Origin of the sequence: Streptomyces odontotermitis (assembly GCF_050510915.1) — a bacterium.
Lineage (GTDB): Bacteria > Actinomycetota > Actinomycetes > Streptomycetales > Streptomycetaceae > Streptomyces.
Genome location: NZ_JBNJLS010000003.1, coordinates 389,203 through 402,079 on the forward strand (window position 1 = coordinate 389,203; position 12,877 = coordinate 402,079).

The 12,877-nt window shown below is 70.0% G+C and carries 9 protein-coding genes; 7 read left to right on the forward strand and 2 right to left on the reverse strand.

Going from position 1 to position 12,877, the window contains the following annotated elements:
- The first annotated feature begins 213 nt into the window (after nucleotides 1-213).
- From nirB to ACQB60_RS12560, 7 genes are all read left to right on the forward strand, one after another.
- Entirely contained in the window at nucleotides 214-2,973 is a 2,760-nt protein-coding gene (gene nirB, locus ACQB60_RS12530) for a nitrite reductase large subunit NirB (protein WP_496925989.1), read from the forward strand.
- 222 nt (nucleotides 2,974-3,195) lie between these two features.
- On the forward strand, nucleotides 3,196-4,617 hold the full coding sequence (locus ACQB60_RS12535; RefSeq protein WP_496925990.1) for a NarK family nitrate/nitrite MFS transporter: 1,422 nt from the start codon (nucleotides 3,196-3,198) through the stop codon (nucleotides 4,615-4,617).
- Between the two features lie 105 nt (nucleotides 4,618-4,722).
- Nucleotides 4,723-6,282, forward strand: coding sequence for an SLC13 family permease (locus ACQB60_RS12540; RefSeq protein ID WP_496926173.1), 1,560 nt, complete (start codon nucleotides 4,723-4,725; stop codon nucleotides 6,280-6,282).
- Between the two features lie 237 nt (nucleotides 6,283-6,519).
- Nucleotides 6,520-8,778, forward strand: a complete 2,259-nt coding sequence (gene pflB / locus ACQB60_RS12545) for a formate C-acetyltransferase (RefSeq protein WP_496925991.1) — start codon at nucleotides 6,520-6,522, stop codon at nucleotides 8,776-8,778.
- A 96-nt stretch (nucleotides 8,779-8,874) separates the two neighbouring features.
- Nucleotides 8,875-9,696 carry a pyruvate formate-lyase-activating protein gene (gene pflA / locus ACQB60_RS12550; protein WP_496925992.1) on the forward strand — a complete coding sequence of 274 codons (822 nt, stop codon included), beginning with the start codon at nucleotides 8,875-8,877 and terminating at the stop codon, nucleotides 9,694-9,696.
- Nucleotides 9,697-9,780: 84 nt separating this feature from the next.
- On the forward strand, nucleotides 9,781-11,193 hold the full coding sequence (locus ACQB60_RS12555) for a NarK family nitrate/nitrite MFS transporter (protein ID WP_496925993.1): 1,413 nt from the start codon (nucleotides 9,781-9,783) through the stop codon (nucleotides 11,191-11,193).
- Nucleotides 11,194-11,233: 40 nt separating this feature from the next.
- On the forward strand, nucleotides 11,234-11,464 hold the full coding sequence (locus tag ACQB60_RS12560; protein ID WP_496925994.1) for a hypothetical protein: 231 nt from the start codon (nucleotides 11,234-11,236) through the stop codon (nucleotides 11,462-11,464).
- 7 nt (nucleotides 11,465-11,471) lie between these two features.
- Here the strand turns inward: ACQB60_RS12560 and mscL are convergent, their stop codons facing one another.
- Nucleotides 11,472-11,981, reverse strand: a complete 510-nt coding sequence (gene mscL / locus ACQB60_RS12565) for a large conductance mechanosensitive channel protein MscL (protein ID WP_496925995.1) — start codon at nucleotides 11,979-11,981, stop codon at nucleotides 11,472-11,474.
- A 162-nt stretch (nucleotides 11,982-12,143) separates the two neighbouring features.
- Nucleotides 12,144-12,728: a hypothetical protein gene (locus ACQB60_RS12570; protein WP_496925996.1), complete on the reverse strand. Its 585-nt coding sequence runs from the start codon at nucleotides 12,726-12,728 to the stop codon at nucleotides 12,144-12,146.
- Nucleotides 12,729-12,877: the final 149 nt, after the last annotated feature.

A 12,877-nucleotide genomic window follows, 5' to 3' on the forward strand; every position in this document is an offset into this window, starting at 1 on the left:
TACGACGCTATGCCTCCCGAGCGCCCTCCCCGCCCGCCGAAGGCCCTGACCCCGGGGGCCCTTGGTCCCCGGCACAGGGGCCTTTCCCGGACGGGACGCACTCCGTCCCCGGCCTACCGTCGAAGAGGAAGCGGCCCTCGTAGGCGTGGCCCTCGTAGGCAGAGACAGCGGCCCCCGAAGGCGGAGCCCCCAGTACGACGGAGTGTGCCCCTCATGATCCAGACCCTGGTGCTCATCGGCCACGGAATGGTGGGTCAGCGTCTCCTGGAGACCCTCGCCGAACGCGGTGCCCTCATCGACCCCGCCGACCCCGCGGGCCCCGGCTGGCAGGTCGTCGTGCTCGCCGAGGAGGACAAGGCCGCGTACGACCGCGTGCACCTCTCCTCCGCCTTCACGGGCTCCGGCGAGGACGAACTCTCGCTCTGCACCCCGGAGTTCATCGCCCGCCACGGCATCGAGCTGCGCCTCGGCGACCCCGCCGAGCACATCGACACCGCGGCCCGCACCGTCACCACCACCTCCGGCACCCGCTTCGCCTACGACGCGCTGGTCCTCGCCACCGGCTCCTACCCCTTCGTGCCGCCCATCGACGGCGCGGACGCCCGCGGCTGCTTCACCTACCGCACCCTCTACGACGTCGAGTCCCTCACCGCGTACGCCAAGGCCGGCGACCGGCGCACCGGCGTCGTCATCGGCGGCGGACTGCTCGGCCTGGAGGCGGCCGGCGCGCTGCGCACCCTCGGGCTGCAGACGCACGTCGTCGAGTTCGCCCCCCGGCTCATGCCGCTGCAGGTCGACGACGGGGGCGCCGCCGCGCTGCGCGCCACCATCGAGGGCATGGGCGTGGCCGTGCACACCGGCGTCGGCGCGAGCAGCGTCGAGACGGACGCGGACGGCGCCGCCCGCACCCTGCACCTGAGCGACGGCCGCACCATCAGCGCCGACGTCGTGGTCTTCTCCGCGGGCGTACGTCCCCGGGACCGGCTCGCCCGCGAGGCGGGCCTGGCTGTGGGCGACCGGGGCGGCGTCGTCGTCGACGAGCACTGCCGGACCACCGACCCGTACGTCTACGCGATCGGCGAGTGCGCGCAGACCGCCGACGGCCGCGTCTACGGTCTGGTGGCGCCCGGCTACCAGATGGCCGACGCGGCGGCCAGCGCCCTCGCGGGGGACGGCACCGAGGTCTTCACCGGCGCCGACACCTCCACGAAGCTGAAGCTCATGGGGGCCGATGTGGCCTCCTTCGGCGACCCGTTCGCCCCCGAGGGGCAGGACGGCGCCGTCTCCGTCGTCTTCTCCGACTCCCGTGAGGGCGTCTACAAGAAGCTGCTGCTCGGCCCCGACGGACAGCTGCTCGGCGGCATCCTCGTCGGCGACGCCGAGGCGTACGGCACCCTGAAGCCGCACGCGGGCCGCGCCCTCCCGGCGCCCCCGGAGGCGTACGTGGTGCCGAACTCCGGGGCGGAGGCGCCGGGCGCCGACACGCTGCCCGACGACGCCGTCGTGTGCAGCTGCCACAACGTCACCAAGGGCGCCGTCCGCGCCGCCGTCGCCGAGAACTCCCTCACCGACGTCGGCGGCATCAAGAAGTGCACCAAGGCCGGTACGGGCTGCGGCGGTTGTGTCTCCACGCTCCAGGCAGTCCTCGACGCCGAAATGGAAGCGGCGGGCATCGAGAAGGACCGGGGCCTGTGCGAGCACTTCGCGCTGACCCGCTCGGAGATCTACGAGACGATCCGCACCGAGCACATCCGCTCCTTCACCGAGCTCCTGGAGAAGCACGGCCGGGGCGGCGCGGGCTGCGCCGTGTGCAAGCCGGTCGTCGGCAACGTCCTCGGCACGCTGGCGCCCGAACTGGGCATCGGCCATGTCCTCGACGGCGAACAGGCCGCCCTCCAGGACTCCAACGACCTCTTCCTCGCCAACCTCCAGAAGGACGGCACCTACTCCGTCGTCCCGCGCATCCCCGGCGGCGAGATCACCCCCGACAAGCTCATCGCGATCGGCGAGGTCGCCCGCGACTACGGCCTCTACACGAAGATCACCGGCGGCCAGCGCATCGACCTCTTCGGCGCCCGCGCCGAACAACTCCCGGCGATCTGGAAGCGGTTGGTGGACGCGGGCCTGGAGTCCGGCCACGCCTACGGCAAGTCGCTCCGTACGGTGAAGTCCTGCGTCGGCTCCAAGTTCTGCCGGTTCGGGCAGGGCGACTCCGTGCAGCTCGCCATCGACCTGGAGCTGCGCTACCGCGGCCTGCGCACCCCGCACAAGATCAAGGGCGGCGTCTCCGGCTGTCTGCGCGAGTGCGCCGAGGCCCGGGGCAAGGACATCGGCGTCATCGCCACCGCCAACGGCTGGAACCTCTACGTCGGCGGCAACGGCGGCACCACCCCCCGCCACGCCGACCTCCTCGCCGCGGACCTGACCGCCGCCGAGCTCTTCCGCCTCATCGACCGCTTCCTCATGTACTACCTGCGCACCGGCGAGCGCCTGGAGCGCACCGCCCCGTGGTGCGAGCGGATGGGCGGCCTGGAGCACCTCAAGGCCGTCCTGATCGAGGACGAGCTGGGCCTCTGCGCCGAACTGGAGGCGCAGATGGAGCGGCACGTGGCCGCCTACCGCGACGAGTGGAAGGCCGTCCTGGAGGACCCGGCCGCCCTGGCCCGCTTCGGCCGCATCGACGTCGGCTACGACCTCGGCGGCGCCCCCGAGTTCCTGGAGCCGGGCCGCGGCCGCGCCGCCGTGCTGCCCGACGGCACCGAGGCCGCCCTCTTCAAGGACGAGGACGGCAAGGTGTACGCCCTCGGCAACCGCGACCCGTTCTCCGGCGCCGACGTCATCGCGAACGGCGTCATGGGCACCCGCGGCGGCGTCCCCGTCGTCGCCTCGCCCATGCACAAGCAGGAGTTCGACCTGCGCACCGGGGCGTGCCTGGACGACCCGTCGGTGGCGCTGCCGGTGCACGAGGTCTGAGTGCGGGGGGTCTGAGTGCGGAGGGTCGGGGTGTGCGGGGTCGGGGTGCGCGGGCTCAGCGTGGGCGGGCTCAGCGTGGGCGGGGTCAGCGTGGGCGGGGTCTGAAGTCCCCTTTACATGGGTGACTTCAGGCTGCTCAGCGGGTGTCCAACGCCTCTGCAACCAGGGCGCTTTGAGACGGATCGTGGATAGGTCAGGACCCGTAGCGAACTGGGACACGTCATGAGATCCGCCGCCACTCAGGCACAGGCCGCCGACGCTGGTACGTCGTACGACCCCGCGCAATACCGCCCCGGTAGGACCATCACCGACTGGGAGCCGGACAACGAACTCTTCTGGAAGTCCACCGGCAAGAAGGTCGCCACGCGCAACCTGTGGATCGCGGTCCCCGCGCTCCTGGTCGCCTTCGTGGTCTGGCAGGTCTGGTCGGTCACCGCGACCAACCTGAAGGACGTCGGCTTCGGCTTCTCCACCTCTCAGCTGTTCTGGCTGACGGCGATCCCGGGCATCACCGGCGGCACGGCCCGCATCTTCTACACCTTCCTCGGTCCGAAGATCGGCCAGCGCACCTTCACGGCCCTGTCCACGGTCGTCCTGATCGTCCCGCTGATCTGGCTGGGCATCGCGATCCAGGACACCTCCACGTCCTTCACCACCATGGCGATGATCGCCGCCCTGTGCGGCATCGGCGGCGCCAACTTCTCGTCCTCGCTCGCGAACATCGGCTTCTTCTTCCCGAAGGCCCAGAAGGGCAACGCGACCGGCATCAACGGCGGCCTCGGCAACCTCGGTGTCTCCGTGGTCCAGCTGCTCACCCCGATCGTCATCACCAGCTCGGTGATCGCCCTCGGCTCGGGCCAGCACAACAGCAAGACCGGCAAGGAGGTCTACCTCCAGAACGCCGCGTTCCTCTGGGTCCCCGTCCTGATCGTCCTCGCGCTCATCGCCTGGTTCGGCCAGAACAACCTGAAGAGCGCCTCGACCTCCTTCAGCCAGCAGAAGATCATCTTCAAGCGCAAGCACAACTGGCTGATGACCTGGCTCTACGTCGGCACCTTCGGCTCCTTCATCGGCTTCGCCGCGGCCCTGCCGATGCTGATCAAGACCACGTTCCCGGCCTACTCGGTCGCGACGTACGCCTGGATGGGCCCGGCCCTCGGCGCCCTGGCCCGCTGGGCCGGCGGCTGGATCGCGGACAAGCTGGGCGGCGCCCGCGTCACCATCCTGTCCTTCGTGGGCATGGCGGCGTCGATCATCGGCGTGATCAACTTCCTGCCCGCGGGCTCCGGTTCGGGCAACTTCACGGGCTTCTTCCTCTGCTTCCTCGCGGCCTTCTTCTTCTCCGGCATCGGCAACGGCTCGACCTTCCGCCAGATCCCGGTGATCTTCCGCAACCACCACCTGAAGGGCCTCACGGAGGGCACGCCCGAGTACGCGAAGGCGCTGAAGCAGACCGAGATGGAGGCGGGTGCCGTCACCGGCTTCACCGCGGCCATCGCGGCGTACGGCTTCTTCTTCATCCCGGCGCTGTTCGCCAACTTCGCCGTGACCAGCGCGATGTGGGGCTTCGTCGGCTTCTACGCCAGCTGCATCGTCGTCTGCTGGTGGTACTACGCCCGCAAGGGCGCGGAGTCGCCGAGCTGATCCGCCGCTCGTACGGATTCCAGGGGGCCGGGCGGGAAACCGTCCGGCCCTCCGCCATGTCCCGCACCTGCCGTCGAACCGTGAAGGGTCACCACCGTGCTCAGCATGTTCCTCCAACTCGCCGTCATGGTGGGCGCCATCGCCCTCGGCTCCCGCAGGGGCGGGGTGGCGATGGGGCTGTGGGGCGCGGTGGGCGTCTTCGTCCTGGCCACCGTCTTCGGCGTGGCCCCGGCCGACACCTCCGGCATCGTCGACGTCATGCTGATCATCCTCGCGGTGATCATGGCCGCGGCGGCCATGGAGACAGCCGGGGGGATCGACTACCTCGTGGGCGTCGCCGAACGCGTGATCCGCCGCAATCCGTCCCGCATCACCTTCATCGCCCCCGTCGTCTCCTGGCTCTTCACCCTCGGCGCGGGCACGGCGCACGTCTTCTACCCGCTCCTGCCGGTCATCCACGACGTGGCCCGCGAGGGCGGCGTGCGGCCCGAACGCCCCATCGCCGTCTCGTCGATCGCCGCCACCGTCGGCATCACCGCCTCCCCGGTCTCCGCCGCGATGGCGGCCATGATCGTGCTGTTCGACAAGGACGGCTGGGGGCTGCCCAAGATCATGGCGGTGGCGGTCCCGGCCACCCTCGTCGGCGTCCTGGTCGCGGCGACGGTGCAGAGCCGCGTGGGCAAGCCACTGGAGCAGGACGCCGAGTACCAGCGCCGCCTGGCAGCGGGCGAACTGGAGCCGGTGCCCGCGCCCGGGGCGGCGCCTGTGCCCGGGGCGATGCCCGCGCCCGAGAAGGCGCCCGCTACAGCGGGGGTGCCCGCGCCCGAGCCGGTGCCCGCTCTGGCGACGGCAGCCGTGCCCACGGCGACACAGACCCCCGCGACGGCGCCCGCACTCACGACGGCACAGGCGCCCACCACGGCGCCCGCGCCCACGACGGCACAGGCTCCCACCACGGCGCCCGCGCCCACGACGGCACAGGCGCCCACGGCGCCCCTCGCGAAGCCGAACTCCCTTCCCCCGCGCGCCGCTTGGTCCGCCTGCCTCTTCCTCCTCGGCACCGCGGCCGTCGTCCTCAGCGGCCTCTTCCCCTCCCTGCGCCCCGGCGCCGCCGACGGCAAGGGGCCGCTGTCCATGGCCGCCACCATCGAGATCCTGATGATGGCCGTGGCCGCGCTGATCCTCCTCGTCTGCAAGGTCGACGCGAAGCGCATCCCCGGCTCCGACGTCGCCCGCTCCGGACTCGTCGCCGTCATCGGCGTGTTCGGCCTGTCCTGGCTCGGCCTCTCCTTCATCGGTGCCAACGAGCACCGCATCACCGACGCCCTCGGCGGCATCGCCCGCTCCCAGCCGTGGTTCTTCGCGGTGATGCTCCTGGTCCTGTCCGCCCTGCTGTTCAGCCAGGCGACGACCACCAAGGCGCTGATGCCGCTCGGCGTCGCCCTCGGCATCCCGGCCCCGCTGCTCATCGCGATGTGGCCGGCCGTCAACGGCTACTTCCTGCTGCCCACCTACGGCACCTTCCTCGCGGCCATCAACTTCGACCGCACGGGCACCACCCGGCTCGGCCGGTTCGTGGTCAACCACTCCTTCATGCTGCCGGGCCTGATCACCGTCACGGTCTCGGTCCTCACGGGCTTCGGGATCGCGGAAATCCTGGCCTGACCGGGCGTACAGGGGGGCGTACCACAGGAAATCCAGGAAATTCTTGTGAATGCTTTCACAAGCGAACTTAGGTCCAAAGTCCCCTGAGAAATACCAGGTCAGGGCGGCATTGCTGCGGCCCGGCTCTTCCGAATAGGGCCCTCCGGCCCGGAATCGAGGACCATTGCGGCCTCTTTGATCGATCAAACGGGAGTGCAATGGAGGCGTAGCGAAGAAGCGACTCGGAAGGTGCAGGCCATGACTGCCACTCCTGCGGAAACGACAGTGCACGGTGAAGCCTGGAAGGGCTTCAAGGGCGGGCTGTGGCGGGACGCCATCGACGTCCGCGACTTCGTGCAGCGGAACTACATCCCGTACGAGGGCGACAGCTCCTTCCTCGCCGGGCCGACGGAGCGCACCACGGCCGTCTGGGACAAGCTCCTCTCGATGTTCCCGACCGAGATCGAGCGCGGCATCTACGACGTGGACGTGAAGACCCCGTCCCGCATCGACGCCTTCAAGCCGGGCTACATCGACGCCGACAAGGACCTGATCGTCGGCCTCCAGACCGACGCCCCGCTGCGCCGCGCGATCATGCCCAACGGCGGCTGGCGCATGGTCGAGGGTGCCCTCAACGCCTATGGCTACGAGGCCGACCCCGAGGTCAAGGACGTCTACACGCACCTCCGCAAGACCCACAACGAGGGCGTCTTCGACGCCTACACCGCCGAGATCCGCGCCTGCCGCTCCTCCGGCATCATCACCGGCCTGCCGGACGCCTACGGCCGCGGCCGCATCATCGGCGACTACCGCCGCGTCGCCCTCTACGGCGTCGACCACCTGATCGCCGCCAAGCAGGCCGACAAGGACAAGCTCGCCGACGAGTGGCCCACCGAGCACGTCATCCGTGACCGCGAGGAGATCTCCGAGCAGATCAAGGCGCTGGGCGAGCTGAAGAACATGGCGATGTCGTACGGCTACGACATCTCCGGCCCGGCCAAGACCGGCCGCGAGGCCGTCCAGTGGCTGTACTTCGCCTACCTCGCCGCGGTGAAGGAGCAGAACGGCGCGGCCATGTCGATCGGCCGCATCGACAACTTCCTCGACATCTACCTCCAGCGCGACATCGAGGCCGGCCTCATCACCGAGGCCGAGGCCCAGGAGTTCATCGACGACTTCGTCATCAAGCTCCGCATCGTCCGCTTCCTGCGCACCCCCGAGTACAACGAGCTCTACTCCGGCGACCCCACCTGGGTCACCTGGTCGATGGCCGGCATCGGCGAGGACGGCCGCCCGCTGGTCTCGCGCACCACCTTCCGCGCGCTGCAGACCCTCTACAACCTGGGCCCGGCCCCCGAGCCGAACCTCACGGTCTTCTGGGCGCAGGAACTCCCGCAGGGCTTCAAGGAGTACGCCTCCCAGGTCGCCATCGACACCTCGGCCATCCAGTTCGAGTCCGACGAGCTGATGCGCCCCAAGTACGGTGACGACACCGCGATCGCCTGCTGCGTCTCCGCGATGGCCGTGGGCAAGCAGATGCAGTTCTTCGGCGCCCGCGTGAACGTCGCCAAGGCCCTCCTGTACGCGATCAACGGCGGCCGCGACGAGAAGTCCGGCAAGCTCGTCGTCAAGGGCTTCGAGCCGATCACCGACGAGTACCTGGACTACGAGACCGTCGCCCAGCAGTACGACGCGATGCTGGGCTGGCTCGGCAAGACGTACGTGCACGCGCTGAACGTCATCCACTACATGCACGACAAGTACGCCTACGAGCGCATCGAGATGGCCCTGCACGACCAGGACATCCTGCGCACCATGGCGTGCGGCATCGCCGGCCTCTCGGTCGCCGCGGACTCCCTCTCGGCCATCAAGCACGCCAAGGTCAAGGTCATCCGCGACGAGACGGGCCTCGCCGTCGACTACGAGATCGAGGGCGACTACCCCGCCTACGGCAACAACGACGAGCGTGCCGACGAGATCGCCCAGCGCATCGTCTCGGACTTCATGGGCAAGATCCGCCAGCACCCGACCTACCGCGGCGCGCTGCACACCCAGTCCGTCCTGACGATCACCTCGAACGTCGTCTACGGCAAGAAGACGGGCAACACCCCCGACGGCCGCCGCGCCGGCGAGCCGTTCGCCCCCGGTGCCAACCCGATGAACGGCCGTGACGAGCACGGCTACATCGCCTCCGCGATGTCGGTCGCCAAGCTCAACTACGACGACGCCGAGGACGGCATCTCGCTGACCAACACCATCACTCCGGACGCCCTCGGCCGCACTCCCGAGGAGCGCATCGAGAACCTCTCCGGTGTCCTTGACGGCTTCATGGCCAGCGACGGCTTCCACATGAACGTCAACGTCCTCAACAAGGCGACGCTCGAGGACGCCATGGAGCACCCGGAGAACTACCCGCAGCTCACCATCCGGGTCTCCGGCTACGCGGTGAACTTCATCCGGCTCACCCGCGACCAGCAGCTGGACGTCATCAACCGCACCTTCCACGGCTCCCTCTGAGCCACCCCAGACTCGCGGCCCCGGGGCCGGGCCCTCACCCCGGCCCCGGCGGCCGCGAACTCCACTTTCTGCCAGCAGTACTTCGGGAGTTCCGTCATGGCTGTGCTTCTCGGTAGCGACATCCCCGTCCGTCCCCTCGGGTGCGAGGAGGACGCGGCCACCCCGGCGGCCGCAGCCACCCACCGCCCGGTCACCGGCTCCATCCACTCCTGGGACCTGTCCACGGGCGTCGACGGACCGGGCACCCGCTTCGTCACCTTCCTCTCGGGCTGCCCGCTGACCTGCCTGTACTGCCACAACCCCGACACCTGGCGGATGCGCGACGGCAAGCGCACCACGGCGGACGACGTGATCGCCGAGGCCGCCAAGTACACGAAGTTCATCTCGGCCGCGGGCGGCGGCGCCACCGTCAGCGGCGGCGAACCCCTCCTGCAGCCCGTCTTCACCGGCGAACTGCTGCACCGCCTCAAGCACGAGCTGGGCCTGCACACCGCCCTCGACACCTCCGGCTTCCTCGGTGTCCGTGCCACGGATGCGCTGCTGCGCGACGTCGACCTGGTGCTGCTCGACATCAAGTCCTGGGACCCCGACACCTACAAGAAGGTCACCGGGCGCCCGCTCCAGCCGACCCTCGACTTCGCCCGCCGCCTGGCCGACCTCGGCCAGGACGTCTGGGTCCGCTTCGTGCTCGTCCCGGGCCTGACCGACGACCCCGAGAACATCGAGGGCGTCGCCCGCTTCGCCGCCTCCCTCGGCAACATCTCCCGCGTCGACGTGCTGCCCTTCCACAAGCTGGGCGAGGCCAAGTGGCAGGCCCTCGGCAAGAACTTCACGCTGCACGACACCCCCTCGCCCACCCCGGGCCAGGTGGCCGCCGCCAAGGAGATCTTCGAGGCGCAGGGCCTCAAGGCCGTCTGAGCACCGGGCCCGCTCCAGGGGCCCGGGCCACCCGTACGGCCCAGCGGACAGGCGGCCCCGGCAGGCCCTACCTACCGTGGCCCCATGAGTGCTCCCACCAGCCACAGGCGGACGGGCGACACCTACCGTCCCGGATCCACCATCGCGGAATGGCGTCCCGAGGACGACTCCTTCTGGCGGACGACGGGGAAGAAGGTCGCCAACCGCAATCTGTGGATCTCGATCCCGGCCCTGATGCTCGGCTTCGTCGTCTGGCAGGTCTGGTCGGTCACCGCCGTCCGCCTCAACGACGTCGGCTTCGGCCTCACCACGTCGCAGCTGTTCTGGCTGACGGCCATCCCGGGCATCACCGGCGGCACCTTCCGGATCCTCTACACCTTCATCGGGCCGATCTTCGGCGAGCGGAAGTTCACCGCGTTCTCCACGATCATCCTGATCGCCCCGATGCTGTGGCTGGGCTTCGCGCTGCAGGACACCGGCACCCCCTACTGGGAGCTGGCGCTGATCGCCGCGGTCTGCGGCATCGGCGGCGCCAACTTCTCCTCCTCCATGGCGAACATCGGCTTCTTCTTCCCCAAGCGGGAGAAGGGCAGCGCCAACGGCCTCAACGGCGGCCTCGGCAACCTCGGTGTCTCCGTCGTCCAGCTGGTCGCCCCGCTGGTCGTCACGGCGGCCGTCCTCGGCGCCCCGGCGGGCGACCCGCAGCGCGACACCGTCAAGAACAAGGACGTCTGGCTGCAGAACGGCGCCTTCCTCTGGGTGCCGCTCCTGGTGATCATGGCGCTGCTCGCCTGGTTCTTCATGAACGACCTCAAGGTCGCCGCGGCCCCCTTCAGCCAGCAGAAGATCATCTTCAAGCGCAAGCACAACTGGCTGATGACCTGGCTCTACGTCGGCACCTTCGGCTCCTTCATCGGCTTCGCCGCGGGCCTGCCGCTGCTGATCAAGAACAACTTCGCCGCACAGGGCTACCAGGCCACCACCTACGCCTGGATCGGCCCCTTCGTCGGCGCGATCACCCGCTGGGCGGGCGGCTGGCTCTCGGACAAGATCGGCGGGGCCAGGGTGACGATGGTGTCCTTCGTCGGCATGGCCGCCTCGCTGGTCGTGGTCATCAACGCCCTGCCGTCCGGCGGCAACCAGGGCAACTTCTGGGCCTTCTACGTCGGCTTCCTGTGCGCCTTCGCCTTCTCCGGCATCGGCAACGGCTCGACCTTCCGGCAGATCCCCGTGATCTTCCGGGACCACCACCTGAAGCAGGCCGAGGGCAAGGGCACGGAGGCGGAGCAGGCCGCGCTGAAGCAGGCCGAGATGGAGGCGGGCGCCGTCACCGGCTTCTCCGCCGCGATCGCCGCGTACGGCTTCTTCTTCATCCCCGCGATGTTCGCGAACTTCGCCGTGACCAGTTCGCTCTGGCTGTTCATCGGCTTCTACGTCACGTGCCTGGCCGTCTGCTGGTGGTTCTACGCCCGCCCGGGCGCCGAGGCCCCGAGCTGACCCGGGGCGGGGGAGCACCCCACGGCCGTACCCTGGAGACATGAGCACCGCCCCCGCCCCCGAACCGCGCGATCCGAAGGACGCGTCGTCGAAGAAGCCGCAGAACACGGCCCGGAAGAAGCCGAAGAACGGCTTGGTCTTCGACGACCCGCTGTCCCAGCAGTCCTCGGACGATACGGACCAGGGGTGGGGCGAGCGGCCCTCCGGCAGCGGCGACAGCGCCGCCGACCTGGCCCGCTTCCTCGACGAGAAGCCGCCCCACCACCTGTGAGCCCGCGCTAGCTCCCGCTTCCGGTGCCGGAGCTCCCGCTGCCCGAGCCGCTGCCGTTCGAGCCGCGCTGCGCCACCAGCGCATCGCGGATCTCCTTGAGGACCTCCAGCTCGGTCACCTTCATAACCTCCTGCGTGCCCTCCTTCGCGGCCTTCAGCGCGGCCTGCCTCGCCAGGTACTTGGCCATGGGCAGCACCATCAGGAAGTAGACGACGGCCGCGGTGATCAGGAAGCTGAGGACCGCGCTCAGCACGGAGCCCCACATGATCGGGATCCCGTTGGTGACCGTCCCGTCCTTCGCCACCTCGCAGGGCGCTTTCAGGCACGAGCTGTAGTGGTCGAGATCCTTCGTGCCGAAGGCGCCGACGAGCGGGTTGATGACGCCCTTCACCACGGAGTTCACGATGTTCGTGAACGCCGCGCCGATGACCACCGCGACCGCCAGGTCGATGACGTTGCCGCGCATCAAGAAGGCTTTGAAGCCTGCCCAGACGCCCGGTTCCTTGTTCTCGCTCACCACGAGACCTTTCGTTGCATGTGCGGTTGACGCCGGTGCGCATGGAGCGACCAGCATGGCAACCTACGGCAGGGCGTGGCAGCCCTGTCCAATTGAGCAACACGAACGAGGGACTTGACAGTGCGTCAGGTCGGGTGCTTGGGAAGCCTCCCGCGGTGTGGCTCAGCACAGCGTCACCGCCAGGCGTGAGGTGGCCCCGGCTCCGGCGAGCCGCGTCGCCGTCGAGCGCGGCACCGAGAGGACGACCAACGCCCCGTCCTCGCCCGTGCTTTCGCGCGGCTCGGGCACCTCGGACACCCGGGCGGCCGCCGCAACGACGCGCGGCGCCCCGCCTCCGGCACTGTCCCCGGCGATGACGTCGACCCGGTCGCCGGGGTGCAGGAGCTGTGCCGCCCCGGCGTCCGCGATGCGCACCGGGGCCGTCACCCGCGCCTCGGCCGCCGACCGCTCCCGCGCGGGCGCGACGGCCACGCCCCGCCCGTCGTCCGGCCGCCCGCCCTGGGCCCGGGCCCGCCCGGCGTCCGGCGGCCCCGTGGCCGCGAGCGCGGCGGCGGTCATGGCGAGGCCCACGGCCATGACCCGCCGCCGCTGTCGCAGCAGCCTGCGTAGCCGCAGCCGGTCCCCGCGCACCCGCAGGGGCGGGAACAGCGGCACCTGGCCGACCTGCGGCGCGTCACCCGGGTACGGGCGCGCGGGAACAGGTGCTTGGGGCGTGGGGGAAGGGAGTTGGGGACGGAACTGAGCCATGGCGACCACCGCCTGCCGTGAGGAGCCCGGGACGAGCTCGGATGTCGATCTCACGATGCAGGCCCGCGCCGCATCCCGCTGAGCCCCGTGCGCTACTCGCCGGTTGTGGACAACTCCCTCACCCGAGAGGGAAATTCGCGGGCGAAGTC